Below are 18,416 nucleotides of genomic sequence, written 5' to 3'. Positions count from 1 at the left end.
GCGGCGCAAACGCGGGCGCAGGACCCTGCATCCTAGTCGCGGCGGGCGCCCCGGGGCACTAGGCCACAAGTTAGGTAGGGGATCGCGGCGGGCCTGCGTTGCCCATTTTCCATGCCTGGACGCGCCGGGCCCGGTCCCGCGCGAGGCCCGCCCCGCATAATGCGCGCATGTTCGACGTCATCCTCTACCAGCCCGAGATCCCGCCCAACACCGGCAATGTGATCCGTCTGTGCGCCAACACCGGCGCGCGCCTGCACCTGGTCGCGCCGCTGGGCTTCGGCCTGGAGGACAAGCAGCTCAAGCGCGCCGGCCTGGACTACCACGAGTACGCCAGCCTGCGCGTGCACGACGGCCTGGATGCGGCGCTGGCGGCGATCGCCCAGGACCAGGGCGCCCCGCCGCGCCTGTTCGCGCTGAGCACACGCGGCCGCACCCGCCACGACCGCCCGGCCTACCGCGCCGGCGACGCCTTCCTGTTCGGCCCGGAAACCCGCGGCCTGCCCCACGAGGTGCTGGAGGCCGTGCCCGAAGCACAGCGCCTGCGCCTGCCGATGCGCCCCGACAACCGCAGCCTGAATCTGTCCAATGCGGTCGCGGTGGTGGTATTCGAGGCCTGGCGCCAACTCGGTTACGCCGGCGGCGAATAAGCCCGGCGACCGTGCCGGTCATGCGCAAGGCCCGTGCCTGGGCGCTGCTTAGACTTTGGTCGTAGACCTGTGCTTTGCGCGATGCGGTTGCGCCGCGCGCGTCCGCTTGCGCGGCGGCGCGGCGATGTTGTGGTTAGAGCGCAGGAAATCCGACCCCTCGGGCGACCTGCGCCGACTCGATCCCCCGCGATCGCAGCACAGTGAGAGCCGCCGCATGAACGAACAGGTTTCGAACCCGCACGCGCCGCCCGGCATGCAGATCATGCGCAGCGCCTACACCGTCACCACCACCATCGACCGCCTGGTGGCGATGGTCGAACACCGCAGCCTGCGCGTGTACGCGCGCATCGACCACGCCCGCATCGCCGACGGCTGCGGCCTGCGCATGCCGCCGACGCAACTGCTGCTGTTCGGCAATCCGCTGGCCTCGTCGGTGGCGATGCTGGAACAACCGACCCTGGCGATCGATCTGCCGATGAAAGTATTGGCCTGGCGCCACGACGACGGCCACACCCGCGTGGGCTATCTCGATCTGGACTGGATGGCCGACCGGCATGCCCTGCCGGACGCGCAACGCGACATCACCCAGGCGGTGAACCAGAGCCTGCGCGCGCTGGTGCGCGCGGCCGCCTCGCGCGAAGTGTCCTTGCGCGTATGCCCGGTGCCGGAGCCGCGCGCGTGCCGTCTGGCGGCGGTGGGCTAAATCGGCGCCGATTCTTTCAGGCCGTTCGTGCAGCCAGCAGAGGCTGATCTGGATGTCAGGCTAATGCGGGACTGTGGGTGTCCTTGTTCGCTGTGCAAGCTTCCGCTGAAGCTCCCAGCATTCACGGTTATCCCGCCCGCCCAGCTCGAAGCAACGAGACAAGGCCGCTGAGAGCCGCCCATCTCTGTCCGAAATGGATAGCGGCTGCAGTTGCGCGAACTCCAGCAACAAAGTCACATTGACGGTGAAATTGGCTGTTTGGACTGCCTCTGCAAGAAGTAGCGGCCCAACACGCGTGCCGTTCTTGTCCAACAAATAGTCAAATCGCGAGGACGACGGCCGCCGATGCTCCAGCTCCCAAACGACTATTCGAACCTGGATGTCTGGCGGCAGCGTCTGAAACTGGGTTCGCGCCCGCTCCACGCTCATACCCTCCAACTTCCGCAGTTCCTTTGGCATCCCATCTGAACATGCAGACACAGCGATGACGGCGAAGCACAAAGAAAGGATCGCAACTTTCATATTCTGCATCCGCGACTAGCAACACGCCCTCATCTGGTCCACATGGTGCCCCACCTAGAGCGGGCCTGTGTCATGAGGCCAGCATCTCGGGTCTGTCGTGCTCACGCAGCCAGAAAAGTCTGAATCGGATGTCAGGCTAGTATGGAATTGTGGGTGTCCTTGTTCGCTGCTGGAATTGTGGGTGTCCTTGTTCGCCGACTTCTTTAGTTCGGCATCACTCGCTCTGAACTTCATAGACCCAATCAGGAAACGAATCATAAACCGCGTAGTGCAGCAAGAACCTGCTGACCTCCTCCTTCGTTGGAACATAGGCACCAAATACTTCCGCCGCTTCCTGCGCGGAAATTGCACCTATTACGTAGTGAAAACCAGCAGCCTTAACAGACGTAGGGGTACTAAAATCAGCATCCAGCGGACCTATTTGAGCAATTGAATCAGGCAGAAACGGCTTCTTTGCAAAAATCGCGTGATCATCAGGCATTTCGATAATCATCGAAAGCGCTTCATTGAGATCAATATTTTTCACCATACGTCCCCCCACTCACGATAACCGCCTACACGGTTGGGATGAAGATTAGACTGCTGCCGCCCAGAGCAACCGATAGGCGGAACTGTGGGTGTCCTCGTTTCCGGTGCACCTCGTTCACCCTGGCATCGCCGGCCTTTCCCATCAATGCGCTTAACGACATCCAGAATCCGCAGAAGCGGGATGTCGTTAGCAGCCACCTAGATCGCAAGTTACAGACCCACACCCTCCTCACATCAGGCACCTAAAGAGGACCTGGTCTTCTCCTTGGCGTGCGGGGCACGCGAGCGACAGAGGCTGCGTGCTGGCGAGCCATCCAGCGCTTTTATCAGACTAGAGCATGGGCGATTCAGTGTCGGCTCCGCCCCTATGACGTCGAAGCCAACCGCTAGCGCCCAACACTAACAAGCCAGTGACATACAAAAGCGCCTCGATCCTTGCAGCTTTGACCTCATGATGCTCGGCCACAATCCCGGAAACGAAGTCCTCGGATTTTCCATGCTTGCGCGCCGCGTCGACTTTCGCTCGCAACCCTCCCATGTCGACGACAATTGCGAACAGACAACCGAAGTACAGCAGGCCTATTGCCGCAACCCTCACCCACACTCTTCTAAAAAACAAAGAAAGAGACAAGACCACAAGAACGAGAGCTGCAGAAATGGTCACGTAGTAATAATTCATTTTTCACATCCGCATGTCGTCCGAAGCGATTAAGGACACCCACAGACCTCTCGTCTGCGAGTAGGAGGCGACACCGTCGCGAAGGCTGTGAGAAGTAATTTCCATCAGGCCAAGCACACGGGCCCAAACAGCAGAAGAGGATAACGTGTCCTCTAACGGCAAGGCACGAGGGGCGGAGCAGCCGCGAAACACCCTCTAAGCAAGCTTGGCTGCGATGCCGACGCCTTTGAGCCAACGTAGACCCAGACGCTGCGCTATCTCCAGCAGATCCTGAACTTCACCGACCGCACGCCAGTAGCCCGAGCCAATCGACTTCACCCGTGCCACCCAGCGATCGGGCCGCGCATCGAACTTCGCCAGCACGCTCGGTGCACTTAGAGCAATGGAACCTCGTTTGCCTGGGCGAACCTGTTTTCCAGTCCACTCCAATAGCGCCAGATACTCACCTAATCGGATCGGCAGACAGGTCACCGAAGAGCCCGCAACGGGCTGCAGCATTGCCTTAGTCGCATCGTGGCTCACGCCCCTCAGTCGTACGTGCGCGCTGGTGTGATGCGACTGGGCCAGATCGTTCGCCATGCCTGCGCGGATGGGATTCAGATCGACATAGGCCATGGCGGCTAGCACCGCGCGATCGTCGCAGAGCACTTGCGCTTTGTATCGCCCCTCCCAGAACCGCCCCTTGCAATCGTCTTCGGCATTGGCCGCACGAGCGATCGGCTCCGCCAGGCAACGCATTAGCCAGGACAGGTCCCCGAGGCGAGCACGCGCAGCCGACATGCGAGATGGGTCAGCCATCAACGCATCGCGCTTGCGCTCATGGGCTGCAGGAGTGCCCTCACGGGGCGGAAACAGTCGTATCCAGCGCGCCGCCACTTCGGCATCCGCCCATTGCCGCACGAGGGTCGGCTCCAACTGCACGACCAAATGCAGATGGTTGCTCATCACGGCATAAGCATGAATGGCGACGGCAAAGCACTCAGCCAGCAATGCCAATCGCTGTTCGACCCAAACCTTCCGATGCTCGAAAGATCGACCTGTGTAGCGATCAACCCCGCATAGGAACGCTCGACGCACGCAGCGCTGTATGCAATGAAACGTGCCGGCCTGGCCGGGCGGGATTAGCGAAGAGCGGGCCTGTGTCATGAGGCCAGCATCTCGGGTCTGCCGTGCTTGCGCAGCCAGAAAAGTCTGAATCGGATGTCAGGCTAGTGTGGAACGTGGGTGTCCTTGTTCGCTCATATGACCAGCTTCGCCGACCCACCTCGTTTGCACAGCCAAGAAAGTCTGATCTGGATGTCAGGCTACTGCAGAACTGTGGGTGTCCTTGTTCACTCTAATTCTTGGACCTCAATATGCGCCCACACACTTCCAGGAACCGTCAGGATAGGAAGGGTAGTGATTGCACTCGTTCGTTCCGGGGCCGATGTACTTAAAGATCAACCTATACTGCCCATCACTAGTTTTAATATAGAAAAACTGCACTTGCTCCGCATTGTTATGATCCATCACCGGAACCGCCTTAAGGAAATCTGGCACAAGCGCTTCAAGCTGATCCGGATACCCTCCATATTTGGCGTGGTAATTTGCTAGCGCCTCTACTATTCGATCACCCTCCTCCCTTCCGAGCTTCGCTTTTTTCCCTTCTCCAGGTGCAACGCAGCCAGAAGACATTAGAAAAAACAGCAACCCAATTGCCACCCCCGCCGCCCTGATCGATTTAATTCCCGCATCCACAACTCGTTCTCCTTAAATATTCGGTCAAATTATTCCATAGAGACACAGAATCCCAGCCGCCACCAAGTGCTTGAAGATATGAATTGTGCAACATTTGCGCCTGCGCCTCATATCGACCAGCTGCAAAAAGTGCCTCGAAGTACTCTATCGCAATCTCTGGCTCTGCCCCACGCGGGATCTGATAACTATATGGACTGGGCCCACCAAGGGAATAAAGAGCTTGCGGAATAGCCATTCTGGTAAATACAGCGGCTCCTTGATAGCGTTGCCACACATGAAACACCTCGTGTAAAAAAACGCCATCCGCAATTGACAGATCCACCCCCTGGCCTAAATCCCCGTTTATAAAAGAAGTTGGCGAAAGGGAAACCATCGTACCAATAGGCGACCAAGCCCTTCCTGTATTTCCGATCTTCCTCTTTCGAATATCCAGAGAATCCACATTGAAGCAATCGCCAAAAATTCCTTTAATAAACGCGGACTCTTTTGCATTCGGCGGACGGAGCCCGAACGCGTCGGATAGAGCAGTGGGCCTACCCCCCACATATGCGTAGGTATTCAATCCGCCCTTCAACCCAATCGGATCACTCTGCACATACCGCCCACTCCCCGCATCGTAATCCCGAAAGTAGTTGTAATTCAGCCCAGTAGCCGCGTCATACCGCTGCCCCGGGTACCGCATGTCGAACACGAAGTTCGTGCTGTCCAGATCCGGGTCCTGATTCGGAGGACTGTTACCGAACGCCTCGCCCTGTAGCGCCCAGGTCCAGATCGCGACATCGCGGCTGCGGTCGATGACGGCACGCGGGGTGCCGAGGTGGTCGGGCTCGATGTAGTGGAGTTTCTGGTTGGCGCCGGCGCCGGCCAGCAGGCCGACCGGGAGATCGTCCAGCCAGATCGCTTGCTGCAGGACGGCGCCGGTGGTGTCGTAGTCGCCCAGCCAGCGGCCGGATTCGTCGTAGACCGTGTAGGTGTGGACGTCCGGCGTGCCGCCGCTGCCGTCGGGGTTGCCGACCAGCCCCGGAACCGTGGAGAGCACGCGCTCGCCCAGCGAGTTATGCGCGTAGCCACGCAGGACCGTGCCGCCTTGCTGCACGCTGCGCATGCGGTCGTCTTCACCGTAGTTGAACTGCTTCGCCGAGCCGCCGATGGCCGTGGTGTTACCGACGCCATCGTAAGTGCGCGCCATGCCGCCGGCCGAACTGAGACGGTGGCTGGTGCTGGGGTAGGTGAAGCTGGTGGTGACACCGCCATGCGACAGGCTGGTGCGATTGCCGGTGGCGTCGTAGGTGTAGGTTTCGATGGGCGTGCTGCTGGGACCGTCGCGAAGGATGGTCAGGCGACCGAGGTTGTCGTAGTCGTAGCGGGCCAGGAATGCGCTCTGCAGGCCGTCCTTGAGTTCACTGAGCTGGCCGGCGGCGTCGTAGCCGTAGTGCAACGACAGGCCGCCACTGGCGTTGTCCTGGATCGTGGCGGGCCGATAGTCGAGATCGTGCTGGCGCGCCAGGGTGCGGCCGTTGCCGTAAACCCAGCCCACGGCTGGGCCAAATGGGGCGTAGCCGGCCTGATTGAGCAGCATCGTGCGGCTGCCGCCGTTCGGGGTCACGCCAACTTCGGTGATGCGGCCCTGAGCGTTGCGCACGTAATCGACAACGGCGCCATCGGGGTAATTGATCGACTTCACCTTGCCCGTCGCGGTGTACGTGTACTCCACCGTGAAGAATCGGCCGCCGACGATCTGCATCTTGCGTGCGACTTGGCCGAACCGGTCGTAGCAGTAGAGCAAGGTAGCGCCGAAGTTCTTGCTGGTCCCGCTCAAGCGGCCCTGCCCGTAGGACTCCTCGGCGCCGCACCCGGTGCTGGCTCCGTCGTAGTGATAGACCACGTCACTACCGCCACCGGTGGGCGACATCGAGATCGAGGTCAGGCGATTGAGCGCATCGTATTCATACGTATGCGCCTGAACATCGTTGGCATCCAGGCGGCTGTCCAGATTGCCGGCGCTGTCGTAACCGTACTGGGTCAGTCCGGTGTCCGGACTGGTCATCTGGGTCACGTCACCGAAGCCGTTGTAGCTGTAGTTCGTCTGCAGCCCCTTGGGGTCGGTCACGCGGGTGACGTTGTCGAGCGCGTCGTAGAGGTAGCCGGTTTCGGCGGCGATGCCGCCCGGGTCCTGCACGGTGCGCGAGACGCGGTTGAGCGGGTCGTAGTCGTGATCGACCACGCGGCTGAGCGGATCGGTGACCAGGTTGGGGTTGCCGTCGGCGTCGTAGGTGGTGCCGGTGATATGGTTGCCGGCGTCCTTGTGCTGGGTTTGCTCGCCCAGGGCGTTGAACGCGCGCGACAGGGTACGGCGCAAGACGGCACCGCTGTCTTTGGTCTCTTCCTTGGTGCGGTTTCCCGCCTCATCCAGGGTGTAGTGGATGGTATTGCCGGCGTTGTCGGTGACGTCGGTCAGGCGCTGTGCGGCGTTGTAGGTGAAGCTGACATAGTTGCCGTCGGGCTGGGTCAGGCGCTGGATCAGCCCGGTGGGCTCGTAGATCGCCGTGGTGATGCGGTCGTCGGTCTCGGTGGCGTTGTTGGGACCGCGCACCTTGGTGGCGGTCAGCCAGCCGCGAGGGTGGTATTGATAGTCCGTGACCACACCGGCGATGTCGATGAGCGACAAGACGCGACCCTGAGCATCGTACTGCAGGACCTCGGTGACCTGCCCCAGCGCATTGGTCGTCTTCCACAAATCGCCCTTGCGGTGCGGGCAGGTCGTGGGCGCCGATGAGCAGCTGGTGTCGTCGCTGGGGTAATAGGCGTAGGCGGTGACGTCGCTGACATCCGTGCGCGGGCCGTCCACCGACTTCAGCAGACCCAACAGCGGACAAGTGCTGTTGCTGGCGGCAACGTCGGCCGCTTCGCAGTAGGCGTAGGCCGTGGTGCGGGTGGCGTTGGTGGCGGTGTCGCGCACGCTCACGGCGGTCGGTTGCTGGCGCGCATTGCGGGTGATGCGGGTTTCCCGGTTGCCGGCCAGGATCATCACTACGCGGTTGCTCGCCAACTCCGAGCGTTGCTCGGTGGTGCGCGCCTGCGCCGTGCCCTGCGCCTCGGTGACCGTATGGGCACGGACCTGCAGACCGGACACGGTGTCGGTGAGCTCGGCGTACTGGTGCTTGGCGACCGTGCCGTTGCGGTCGGTAACGGTGTCGATGCGACGGCGGAAGTCGGTGCTCTCGGGGTAGTAGGTGTAGCTGAGCGTACCGGCACTGTTGTTGACGGAGGCGACCTTGCGCGGCGCGCCACTGGGCGGCGTGGCGGTGAGGGCGTAGGTGTTCACGCGGCCGATCGCGTCGGTGGCCTTGGCCGTGCCGCCCGCGGTGTACTCCAGCAACAAACCTGCGCCCGCGTCTTGCAGCTCGCTGTACTTCACGCGGTCCTTGTCGTCGTAGGTGTAGCTGCTCAGGCGGCGGCCGTCCTCGGCGGTGACGCCGGTCAGCAGCATCGGCGCATTGGATTTGCTGTAGTGGTAGCCCAGCTGTGCGCCTCCGGGATACGTCGCCGTCTGCACCTGCCCCTGCGAGGTGTAGCCGTAGCTGGCCAGTACCGCGCCGCCGGAGCTGATCGACGTCACCGGCGCGGCGCCCTTGCCCGATGCATAGACGAACTCCAGGGTGCGGCCGCTGCTGTGCACGATGGTCGCCAGGCGTTTGAGCGTGTCGTAGCTGTAGCTCAGGAAGGTGCCGTCGTCGTAGCGCTGCTCCAGCAGCCGGCCTTCGGCGTCGAAGGTCAGCAGCCGATCGGCGCGGTAGAGCTTCCATTGCGCACCGGACGCGAGCAGACGGTCGCCGCTGCCGTCGGTCGCCTCATAGGCCGATCCGACGGGCTTGTAGGCGACGTGCGCGCCGTTGCCCTCGATCAGGCCGTAATGCAGCGTCGCGTTGCCGCTGGCCGGATCGGTGCCGATGGCCAGGCGGATGTTGTGCGAATGCGTCCAGCCACCGCCGAAGCCGCCGCCCGCGGCGGAGCCGCCCGAGTGGTAGCTGCGCTGAAAGGCGATCCAACCCAGGTCGAAATCGTGCGTCGTTTCGGTCTTGGCGCCGCTGGTGGTCTGACAGCCCTCTTCGGACGGACAGACGCGCGGCGGGTCGCTGGCGTAGACCATCTCCGAGCCCGGCACGCCGGCGCAGGCCTGCTTGGCGGCGCTCCACGCATGCACGGTGATGTTGGGGCATTGAATGGAGCGGTTACGCAGGATCGACCCATTCTCGTTGGTGCTGGTGCAACTGCCGGGCGAGCCGACCGCATAGCTGGCCGTGTAGGTGGTGTTCTCGTTCAGGCTCTGTCCGTTGTCCCAACTGCTGTCCACCTGCCAGTTCGGCGACACGGTCACGACAGTGGACGCAGGACAGCCTTGCCCGGTGCTGTCCGCGTCCAGACGCTGCTTGATCTGGTCCACCACCATCTGCAGGGTCGCATTCGGCTGCTGCGGGTCGAGCAGGCTGTGGTGGCTCCACTCGCCCACCACCGGCGGTACGCGCTCGAACTCGTACTGGTAGATCGTGCGGTCGTTCAGCACGGTCTGCTTGGTCACTTCGAAACTGAAGGGGCCGTAGGGCAGCGAGGCGGCATGCAGGCTCTCCATGTCCTGCTGCACCGCGCGCTCGTTGGTATGAGGCCCGTTGAACGCCCAGGGGCTGACCCAGAGCTGTCCGATCTCCTGCGCGAAAGCGCTCCCGCTCATCAAGGACAAGGCCAGGCATGCGGCCGCCATGCGGTGTGGGCGCGCGGCGGCGGCGCGGCGGCGGCTCGTTCTATCGAAACCCATACCATCCCCTTCTTGTTGTAAGTACCGGTGCGGCGGCGATTGCTTAGTGTCGCTATCGGGCGGCGGCGCCCCTCGGGGGCACGCGCACGATCGGGCGGTGGCTTGCGCTCAATGCCGCAGGCGCCGGCGCGATGGCCAGCCTGCGGAGGAATTCGGACAGCGCCAAGACCGGCGCGCGACGGAGAAGCTACCGGCGCCGGGGCGCCGCGATGAGGCCGACGAGGGCTGGCCGGCCGATCCACCTTCCGTGTACGTCACTTCCATGCTCCCGATGGGATGCAGCGCTTCCGTTGCCATCGCGCCGGGGCACGCCCCAGGCACGATGCAAGCGGATGCTCCTACCGGGCGGCGCGCGGCGTCAAGTGCCGCGCACCCAGGTTTCGAACCTGTTTTAAACGTCGCCATTGATGGCACGCAGTACGCACACTTCGCGCGACAAAACACAACGCCAAACCGTGCATAAAACGCGCCGAAACGGTGGACCTATCTGCCCAACGCCCACCACGCGCCGACCGCGACGATCGCCAGCATGCCGGCACCGGCGCCGACCAGGATGCGTTCCTGCCGTTGCGCCTTGGCCAGCGCATCGCCGTAGGGCATCGTGGTGTGCGCGATCATGGTGTACAGCGGCAGCCAGGAATGCGGCAGCAGCCGGTTGAGGGCCACGTCCAGGCGTTTGCGCGCGAGGAACCACGGCGACTGCACCTTCTGGCGCAGCTCGACGAAGTTGGCTTTGGACAGCTCGGCCAGGGTGTCGGTGTGCGGGCGGCGCGAGCGCTCGTAGTCGGCGAACGCGTCCGCGCGCCGGCCCGGATGGCGCGCGAGCGCGGCCATCAGCGCCGAGCAATCCTCGAACGCCGAGTTCATGCCCTGGCCGTAGAAGGGATAGACCGCGTGGCAGGCATCGCCGACCAGCACCATCCAATCCTCGCGACTCCAGGGCGCGGTACGCGTGGTCACCAGCGCGCCGACCGGATGCGCCATCCACTCCTCGACCAGTTGCGGCAGCAGCGGCAGCAGGTCGGGGAAGTACTTGGTGAACAGCGCGCGCACCTCGTCTTCGCCGCGGGTGGTGGCGAAACTGTCCGGGCCCTCGAACGGCAGGAACAGGGTGAGCGTGTGCGAGCCGTCGCGATTGGGGTGCGAGACGAACAGGCCGTGGCTGCGCGGCCACACGTGCAGCGCTTCCAGCTCGATCGCCGAGCTGCCGTCGGCCAGCGGTTTCAGAGTGAGCTCCTTGTAGCCCCACTCCAGGTATTCCTGGTGGTAGTCGGCGCGTTCGCCGCGCTGCATTTCCTGGCGCGTGCGCGAGAACGCGCCGTCGGCGCCGACCACCCAATCCGGACGCACCTTCAAGCTCGCGCCGCCGACGTCGAATTCGAGTTCGCGCGCGGCCTTGTCGGCCGCGACCAGGCGATGGCCGAAATGCAGGCGCACCTGCGGATGGCGTTCGGCGCGGTCGAGCAGCAGGCGATTGAGTTCGTTGCGGTCGATCGAGTGCAACACTTCGCCGCGGTCCTTGCCGTAGGGCTGGTAGCGGGTGCTGCCGTCGGGCGCGTGGATCACCCGGCCGGCCATGGTCACCGAGGTCGGCATCACCGCGTCGATCAACTCGGCCTCGGTCAGCGCCTGGATGCCGCGCTTGGACAGGCCCAGGTTGATAGAGCGGCCGCCCTCGGCGCCGCTCACGCGCGGATCGGGACGGCGTTCGTAAACGTCGACGCCGTGGCCGAGCGCGGCCAGGCGCAGGGCCAGCAGCGAACCGGCGAGGCCGCCGCCGACGATCGCCACGCGCGCGGCGGTGGACGTGGCGTTGGCGTCAGTCATCGAGCGCGGATCCCGCGGCGGCGCGCGCCGTGCGTGCGCTGCCCGTGCGCGCGGCGCTGCGCGGCAACGCGCTCAGGCGCGGCGTCTCGGCCGCCAGCGCGGCCAGGCGCAGTTGCAGTTCGGCCTCGACCAGGGCTTCGATCGCCTGCTCGAAATTGTTGCGGCGCAGGTTGGGCCCGAGCCGGCGCAGATACGAGCGCAGATAGGCCGCGCGCGTTTCCGGCGCATCGATCTCGCGGCGCAGGAACGGCAGATCGGACTCGACCATGTGCCGGATCGCGAGCATCGGCACCGGGCTGCGCAGCGGGAAGAAATCGGGATTGCGCAGGCCCGGGCTGCTGTTGTGGGCGTGGAACTCGCCCAGCATCAGGCCCAGTTCGACGAAGCCGCCCTTGTTCTCGGCCTGGATGCGGTCGACCACGCTGGCGCCGTCGACGCCCAGGTTGGGGAACACGATCAGGATCGACTTGTTGACCGCGGCCGCGCCCGAGCGCGGTTCGATCTCCAGAAACAGGCCGCGGTAGTGCGCGATCAGCTCGGCCATGCGCTCCGGATCGGGATCCGGATCGGCGACCTCGGTAAGCCAGATCGTGTCCAGGCCCAGCGCCAGCGGCGTGAACGGACACACCGGCCCGGTCCGGCCCAGCTCCGGATGCGGCTGGGCGAGGAATTCGCGCACCCAGCTGACGATGGTGGGCAGCGGCGCGCTCGGGTGCTGGTTGCGCTCGACGTCGGAGGCGCGCAGCAGCTGGCCGCGCGCGGCCGCGCCCGCGCTCTCGACATGGGTGCGGCCGGCCATCATGGCCGCGTCCGGGTCGGGCAGTTGGAAGGAATCGTTATCTGGGCTCATCGCCTCGCTCCTGGTTCCTGGCTCAGCCGCGTGCCGCATCGCGCACGCTGAGCGGGCGCATATCGGTCCACAACTCGCTGATGCGAGCCAGGCATTCGTCCTTCGATCCCTGGAAGCCGGCGTCGCGCCAGCCCTGCGGAATCGCATGTGCCACCGGCAGGATCGAGTACTGGTCTTCGTGATTGACCACCACCCGATGCGCGCCGAGATCCATCTCTTCTCCTTGCATGCAACCTCCATCCCAACTCAAGCCGCGGCACCGACTCCCGCCGCCGAACCCGTCGCCAGGATCGGCGCATCGGGCAATTCGTCCTCGACCCGGCGGATCGCGCGCACCGCATAGGCGCTGGCCGCGACCGCCGTCATCAGGACCCCAAGGACTATGAACATCAGGCCCAGGCCGCGGCCTGGACCGACGCCGATCCAGGCCCCGACCGTGCCGGCCAGGGCGCCGCCGGGCGCCATCAACGGTTCGAACACGCGTTCGGCCAGCGGACCGGCCAGGCAATAGCCCAAGGGCATCGCCGCTTCCGACAGCACGCGCTGGATCGCGAAGCAGCGGCCCTGCAAATCGGCGGGGACCTTGCTTTGCCACAGCGCGGCATTCGACGCGTTGAGCACAGGTAACGTCAGGAAGAAGCCGAAACCGGCCACCAGCACCAGCGCGAACGAGGGTGCCAGGCCGTGCACCGCCAGCAGCACGCCGGCGGCCAGCGAGAAACCGAGCACGCCGTGGATGCGCCGGCGCGGTCCGCCCCAGGTGCTCATGGCCAGGCCGCCCAGCAGCAGGCCGCAGCCGCCGACCGCCATCTGCACGCCCAGCAGGGCGGCGTCGGCGAACGACAGCACCAACGGCGTGATCGCGATGCTGGCGATGCCGAACAGGAAGTTGGTGGCGCCGAACACCAGCAGCAGACCGTACAGGCCGGGGCGGTCGTGCACGTAGCGGAAACCGGTGGCGGCTTCGCGCCACAGGCTGTCCTCGGCCTCGACGCTGCGTTGCGGGCGCGGCACGCGCGCGAAGCACAATGCGACCACGCCGATCACGAAGGTCAGCGCGTCGACGATCAGCACGCCCTGCATCGAGATCGTGCTGACCAGCACGCCGGCCAGCAGCGGGCCGCCGACCTGGGCGATCGCGAACCCGGTCTGGACCAGGCCGTTCACGCGGGTCAGCTGTTCCTGGCTGGCCAGCAACGGAATGCTGGCCGCATAGGCCGGCTGCAGGAAGGCGTTGGCGACCGCCGAAATGCCGACGCCCGCATAGACATGCCACAAGGCCAGGCGGTCGGTCGCGTACAGCGCGGCCAGCGCGAACATGGTCAGCGCCGAGACCGCGTCGCAGACGATCATGGTGCGGCGCCGGTCCCAGCGATCGACCAGGGCGCCGGCGATCGGCGAGATCAGCAGCGCCGGTACCGCCATGGCGACGAAGATCAACGCGAACTGGGTCGTCGAACCGGTGCTCTGGTACACCCAGATGCCCAGCGCGAACGAGGTCAGGCGCGAACCCACGCCCGACACCAACTGGCCGACCCAGATCAGCAGGAAATCGCGCAGGCCGGCGTAGCGGTTCACGCTTCCTCCTCCTCGACCGCGAGCGGCAGGGCGCCGCGGCTGCGCAGGAAGTCCAGGTAGGTCGCGAACAGCACGCGATCGGCGGGCGGACACACCAGGCCCAGCGCGGCGACCGCGTCGAGAGTGGCGCTGCAATCGAAGCGCGGTTCGCGCGGGTCGGGATCCTGCGGGAACAGGCCGGCGAACGGCGCCAGCGCGTTCTCGCGCGACACCGCCGCTTCGGCCAGCAGCGCCTTGCGCCAGGACGGATAGTCGATCTCCTCCACCGCCAGGCCGGCGTCGCGCATGGTCTCGACCGCGTCGACGATGGGCAGGCGGCGCGGATTGAAGAAGTGGTACTGGCCGTTGGCCTCGCCCGCACCCAGCGCAAGACGCACGATCGCGCGACCGACGTAGTCCACCGGCGCCATGTCGAAGGACTCGTCGGGCAGGTGCGGCGCATAGCCCAGCTGCACGCAGCCCTTGATCCAGGCGTTGAAGTAATCGCCCAGGTTGCTGGTGCCCAGGCGGCTGTCGCCGGTGATGCGCGCCGGTCGGTAGATCGCCACCGGCAGACCGCGCTCGCGCGCGGCCAGGCCCAGTTGTTCGCCGACCCATTTGCTCTGGTTGTAGCCGCCCATCTGGCCTTCGGCGTCCGGCGGCGGATCGGATTCGCACACCACCCGGTCCAGATGGCGCTCGGTGAGGTACACGCCCAAGGTCGAGACCAGGTGCACCGGCTTGACCCGATGGCGCGCGGCCAGGCGCAGCACCTCGAGGGTGCCGCCGACGTTGGCCGCTTCCAGATGTTCGTAAGGCGCGAGGAAATTGACCTGGCCGCCGTTGTGGAAGATCACCTCGGCGCGCTGCGCGAGCGCGTCGAAGGCCTCGGCGCTCAGCCCCAGGCGCGGCGCGGACAGATCGCCGCACACCGGCACCAGGCGCTGTTCGTCGCCGGCGCGCCACAGCTCGTAGGTGTCGAGGTTGGCGCGGATGCGGCGCAGGCCCTCGGTCTCGTTGTCGGCGCGCACCAGGCACAGCAGTTCGGCGCCGGTGGTGTCGAGCAACTCGCGCACCAGGTAGGCGCCGAGGAAACCGGTGGCGCCGGTGATCAGGGCCGAGGCCGGTTGTGCGCGCGCCGCCGGTGCCAGCGCGCCGCTGGGATCGATGTCCGGCGGCAGCACCACGCGCGCGCGCAGATCGGTGCGCGCGTCGGCCACGCCGGCGCGCTGGGCTTCGATCGCGCGCGCCAGGCCGGCCACGGTCGGGCTGGCGAACACCGCCGCCAGCGGCAGCTCGACGCCGAACGCGGCGTGCAGCTTGAACACCAGCGGCAGGGTCGACAGCGAATCGCCGCCGAGCGCGAAGAAATCCTCGTCGGCGCCGATATCCTCGCGCCCCAGCACTTGGCGCCAGACCGCGAGCACGCCGGTTTCGACCTCGCCCTGCGCCGCGCGCACGCGGCGCTCGGCCGCCGCCGCGGCCGGCGGTACCGGCAGGGCGTGGCGATCGACCTTGCCGTTGCGATTCAAGGGCAGCGCCGGCAGCGTCACGAACAGCGACGGCAGCAAGGCCTCGGGCAGGCGCTGGGCCAGGAATTCGCGCAGCGCGGCCGGCTCCAGGCCCGCGTCGGCGACCACGTAGGCGACCAGACGCTTGTCGCCGGGGCGGTCCTCGCGCAACGCGGCGGCGGCGGCCTGCACCTGCGGGTGCGCGGCCAGCGCGGTCTCGATCTCGCCCAGTTCGATGCGCACGCCGCGCAGCTTGACCTGGTGATCGCGGCGACCCAGGAACTGCAGGCTGCCGTCGGTGTTCCAGCGCGCCAGATCGCCGGTGCGGTACAGGCGCGCGCCCGGCGTCTCGGCGTAAGGATCGGGCAGGAACGCCGCTTCGCTGAGCGCGGGCTGGCCGAGATAGCCGCGCGCGATGCCGGCGCCGCCGATGCACAGTTCGCCGATCACGCCGCGCGGCGCCAGGCCGAGTTCGGCGTCGAGCACGTACACGCGCACGCCCGGCAGCGGCGTGCCGATCGGCAATTCGGCGCCGGCGAACTCGCCGCCGTCGCGGGTCGACAGCATGGTCGCGCAGACCGAGGCCTCGGTCGGGCCGTAGTGGTTGCACAGGGCGACGCGGCCGCCGCTGACGCCGGCGTAACGACGCACCTGTTCCAGCGGCACGCTCTCGCCGCCGATCATCATCAGACGCAAAGCCGGCAGCAGCGGGCGGGTGCGCTGGGCCGCGAACCAGCCCTCGCTCCAGCGCCGCCACAGCGCGGCCGGCGCGTCGATCGCGGTGACGCCGTAATCGCGGCAGAAGCTTTCCAGTTCGTACGGACCCAGCTCGGCCGGGGCCGGATGCAGCACCAGCGCCGAACCGCTGGCCAGCGCCGGGAAGATGTCGCCGACCGAGGCGTCGAATACCAGCGGCGGAATCATCAACAGGCGCTGGGCGACGAAGTCGTGGCGGGCCATGAAGCCCAGGGTGAGATTGACCACGCCGCGGTGCTCGATCACCACGCCCTTGGGCGCGCCGGTCGAGCCGGAGGTGTAGATCACATAGGCGGCGCTGTCGGCGCCGGCGAGGTCGGCCGGCGGCTGCTCGGCCGGCGGCACGCCGTCGGTGATCACGCAGGGCACGGTGCCGGCGACCGCGTCGGCGCGCGCGACCAGGGCCGCGGGCGCGACCAGGGCCAGCGCGCCGGCGTCGGCGAGCAGGAAGGCGATGCGTTCGTCCGGATGCGCGGGATCGATCGGCACGTAGGCGCCGCCGGCCGCGAGCACGCCGAGCACGCCGATCAGCGCCTCGGCCGAACGGTCGGCGAGCACCGCGACGCGGGTTTCGGCCACGGTGCCCAAGGCGCGCAGGCGCTGGGCGATGCCGTTGGCGCGCCGGTAGACGTCGCGATAGCTCAGTTCGCGGCCCGGCTCGACGATCGCGATCGCCTCCGGGCTGCGCTGGGCCTGGCGTTCGAACAAGCCGTACAAGGTCGGCGCGGGCGGCTGCGGCGCGGGTCCGCCGTCGCCCAGCGCCAGCACTTCGTGGCGCGCGTCCTGGTCCAGCAGCGACAAGCGCGACAGCGGCAGGTCGGGATCGGCGAGCACGCGATGCAGCAGCACCCCGTACTGATCGGCCAGGCGCGCGATGGTGGAGGCGTCGAACAGATCGCTGTCGTAGTCGAGCACGCCGTCCAGGCCGGCCTCGGACGCGCCCAGCGACAGGGTGAGTTCGAAGCGCGACGTGTGTACGTCGGGCTCGAACCATTCGATGTTCAAGCCGCGCAGCGTGAGCGGCGCGGTGCCGGCGTTCTGCAGCACGAACATGGTCTGGAACAGCGGTGTGCGGCCGGGCACGCGCTCCAGGCGCAGCTGATCGATCACCCGCTCCAGCGGCGCCTGCGCATGCTCGAACGCGTCCAGGCAGTGGGCGCGGGTGCGCGCGAGCAGTTCGCGGAAGCTGGGGTCGCCGGACAGATCGCCGCGCAGGGCCAGGGTGTTCACGAACAGACCGATCAGCGGCGCGACGCCGTCGACGCCGCGGTTGGCGACCGGCGAGCCGATCACCACGTCGTCCTGACCCGCATGCCGGCCCAGCAGGGTCTGGAGTGCGGCCAGCAGCGCCATGAACAACGTGGCGTGCTCGCGGCGGGCGAGATCGGCCAGGCCGGCGGCGACGCTGAGCGGAATGCGCAGGTGATGGCGCGCGCCGCGGCCGGTGGGCGTGGGCGAGCGCGGACGATCGCCGGGCAGGTCGAGCAGGCCGCTGCTGCCGTCCAGGGCCTGGCGCCAGAACTCGAGCTGGTCGGCGACCTGGCGCTCCTGCGCGGCCTCGCGCTGCCACAGCACCGCGTCGCCGAACTGCAGGCGCAGTTCCGGCAGGGCCGGGGTCTGGCCATCCAGGCGCGCGTCGTAGCAGCGCGAGAGTTCGTCGAACAGCACGCCGGCGGACCAGGCATCGGAGACGATGTGGTGCATCACCAGCAACAGCAGGTGTTCTTCCTCGTCCAGGCGCAGCAGGCTCGCGCGCACCAGCGGCGCGCGCGCCAGATCGAAGGGGCTCTCGGTTTCCTCGTCGGCGTATTGGCGTGCCGCGGCCTCGCGCGCGACCGGATCCAGGCCGCGCAGGTCGATCAGCGGCACGGCAACTTCGACCTGCGCGGCCACGGTCTGGCGCGGCTCGCCCGCCACTTCGGCGAACGACATGCGCAGGCCGTCGTGGCGCTGGATCACATCGGCCAGCGCGCGTTCCAGCGCGACCGGATCGAGTGCGCCGCGCAGCAGATGATGGCCGTAGACGTGGTAGGCGCCGCTGCCGGGCTGCAGGCGTTCGAAGAACCAGATGCGTTGCTGCGCGGCCGACAGCGGCAAGGACTCGCCGGGTCGGCTGCGGCGCTGGATCGCATTGTCCTGCGGCGTCTCGGCGTCGTGCGCGGACAGGCGGCGGCGCAACAGCTCGCGCTGCTGCGGGGTCAGTCGGGCCAGGCGCTCGGCCATCGCGCCGGGCGCGTTGTCGTCGGTCCGGCTCATGCGCAATCCAATGCCAGGGTGATCGTGGCG

The 18,416-nt window shown here is 66.5% G+C and carries 12 protein-coding genes; 2 read left to right on the top strand and 10 right to left on the bottom strand.

What is annotated here, in order from left to right; genetic code table 11:
• Positions 1 to 167: 167 nt before the first annotated feature.
• Complete coding sequence (locus BMZ45_RS16905) at positions 168 to 647, top strand: tRNA (cytidine(34)-2'-O)-methyltransferase (RefSeq protein ID WP_091637682.1); 480 nt, start codon at positions 168 to 170, stop codon at positions 645 to 647.
• Between the two features lie 214 nt (positions 648 to 861).
• On the top strand, positions 862 to 1,350 hold the full coding sequence (locus BMZ45_RS16900) for a DUF302 domain-containing protein (RefSeq protein ID WP_175489124.1): 489 nt from the start codon (positions 862 to 864) through the stop codon (positions 1,348 to 1,350).
• 736 nt (positions 1,351 to 2,086) lie between these two features.
• Here BMZ45_RS16900 and BMZ45_RS21345 read toward each other — a convergent pair.
• The 10 genes from BMZ45_RS21345 to BMZ45_RS16870 all read right to left on the bottom strand — a co-directional run bounded on the left by BMZ45_RS21345 (position 2,087) and on the right by BMZ45_RS16870 (position 18,386).
• Positions 2,087 to 2,401, bottom strand: coding sequence for a hypothetical protein (locus BMZ45_RS21345; protein ID WP_139215549.1), 315 nt, complete (start codon positions 2,399 to 2,401; stop codon positions 2,087 to 2,089).
• A gap of 330 nt (positions 2,402 to 2,731) precedes the next feature.
• Entirely contained in the window at positions 2,732 to 3,079 is a 348-nt protein-coding gene (locus BMZ45_RS21340) for a hypothetical protein (RefSeq protein WP_139215548.1), read from the bottom strand.
• Between the two features lie 195 nt (positions 3,080 to 3,274).
• The gene (locus BMZ45_RS21335; RefSeq protein WP_139215547.1) at positions 3,275 to 4,075 is read right to left on the bottom strand and encodes a transposase; all 801 of its coding nucleotides are present in this window, start codon (positions 4,073 to 4,075) and stop codon (positions 3,275 to 3,277) included.
• Positions 4,076 to 4,429: 354 nt separating this feature from the next.
• Entirely contained in the window at positions 4,430 to 4,816 is a 387-nt protein-coding gene (locus BMZ45_RS21330; RefSeq protein WP_139215546.1) for a hypothetical protein, read from the bottom strand.
• Positions 4,800 to 9,629 carry an RHS repeat-associated core domain-containing protein gene (locus tag BMZ45_RS16895; protein WP_091637680.1) on the bottom strand — a complete coding sequence of 1,610 codons (4,830 nt, stop codon included), beginning with the start codon at positions 9,627 to 9,629 and terminating at the stop codon, positions 4,800 to 4,802. Before BMZ45_RS16895 ends, BMZ45_RS21330 begins: the two co-directional genes overlap by 17 nt.
• A 483-nt stretch (positions 9,630 to 10,112) precedes the next feature.
• Positions 10,113 to 11,456, bottom strand: a complete 1,344-nt coding sequence (locus BMZ45_RS16890) for an FAD-dependent oxidoreductase (protein WP_091637679.1) — start codon at positions 11,454 to 11,456, stop codon at positions 10,113 to 10,115.
• Complete coding sequence (locus BMZ45_RS16885; protein ID WP_139215545.1) at positions 11,449 to 12,306, bottom strand: DUF6875 domain-containing protein; 858 nt, start codon at positions 12,304 to 12,306, stop codon at positions 11,449 to 11,451. The genes BMZ45_RS16890 and BMZ45_RS16885 overlap by 8 nt, the downstream gene beginning before the upstream one ends.
• A gap of 22 nt (positions 12,307 to 12,328) precedes the next feature.
• Complete coding sequence (locus tag BMZ45_RS16880) at positions 12,329 to 12,535, bottom strand: MbtH family protein (protein ID WP_091637677.1); 207 nt, start codon at positions 12,533 to 12,535, stop codon at positions 12,329 to 12,331.
• Between the two features lie 17 nt (positions 12,536 to 12,552).
• A complete protein-coding gene (locus BMZ45_RS16875; RefSeq protein WP_175489123.1) occupies positions 12,553 to 13,884 on the bottom strand; it encodes an MFS transporter in 1,332 nt (443 codons plus the stop codon).
• On the bottom strand, positions 13,881 to 18,386 hold the full coding sequence (locus tag BMZ45_RS16870; protein ID WP_091637675.1) for a non-ribosomal peptide synthetase: 4,506 nt from the start codon (positions 18,384 to 18,386) through the stop codon (positions 13,881 to 13,883). Before BMZ45_RS16870 ends, BMZ45_RS16875 begins: the two co-directional genes overlap by 4 nt.
• Positions 18,387 to 18,416: the final 30 nt, after the last annotated feature.

It is taken from the genome of Lysobacter sp. cf310 (assembly GCF_900114355.1).
In the GTDB taxonomy this organism is placed as follows: Bacteria; Pseudomonadota; Gammaproteobacteria; order Xanthomonadales; family Xanthomonadaceae; genus Lysobacter.
The sequence above is the reverse complement of the archived record's forward strand: the minus strand, read 5'-3'. Positions and strand labels throughout refer to the sequence as shown.

Excerpts from the sequence above, each read along its gene's own strand:
- BMZ45_RS16905 (WP_091637682.1), top strand. The coding sequence starts at position 168 with ATGTTCGACGTCATCCTCTACCAGCCCGAGATCCCGCCCAACACCGGC.
- BMZ45_RS16900 (WP_175489124.1), top strand. The coding sequence starts at position 862 with ATGAACGAACAGGTTTCGAACCCGCACGCGCCGCCCGGCATGCAGATC.
- BMZ45_RS21345 (WP_139215549.1), bottom strand. The coding sequence starts at position 2,401 with ATGGTGAAAAATATTGATCTCAATGAAGCGCTTTCGATGATTATCGAA.
- BMZ45_RS21340 (WP_139215548.1), bottom strand. The coding sequence starts at position 3,079 with ATGAATTATTACTACGTGACCATTTCTGCAGCTCTCGTTCTTGTGGTC.
- BMZ45_RS16895 (WP_091637680.1), bottom strand. The coding sequence starts at position 9,629 with ATGGGTTTCGATAGAACGAGCCGCCGCCGCGCCGCCGCCGCGCGCCCA.
- BMZ45_RS16890 (WP_091637679.1), bottom strand. The coding sequence starts at position 11,456 with ATGACTGACGCCAACGCCACGTCCACCGCCGCGCGCGTGGCGATCGTC.
- BMZ45_RS16885 (WP_139215545.1), bottom strand. The coding sequence starts at position 12,306 with ATGAGCCCAGATAACGATTCCTTCCAACTGCCCGACCCGGACGCGGCC.
- BMZ45_RS16880 (WP_091637677.1), bottom strand. The coding sequence starts at position 12,535 with ATGCAAGGAGAAGAGATGGATCTCGGCGCGCATCGGGTGGTGGTCAAT.
- BMZ45_RS16870 (WP_091637675.1), bottom strand. The coding sequence starts at position 18,386 with ATGAGCCGGACCGACGACAACGCGCCCGGCGCGATGGCCGAGCGCCTG.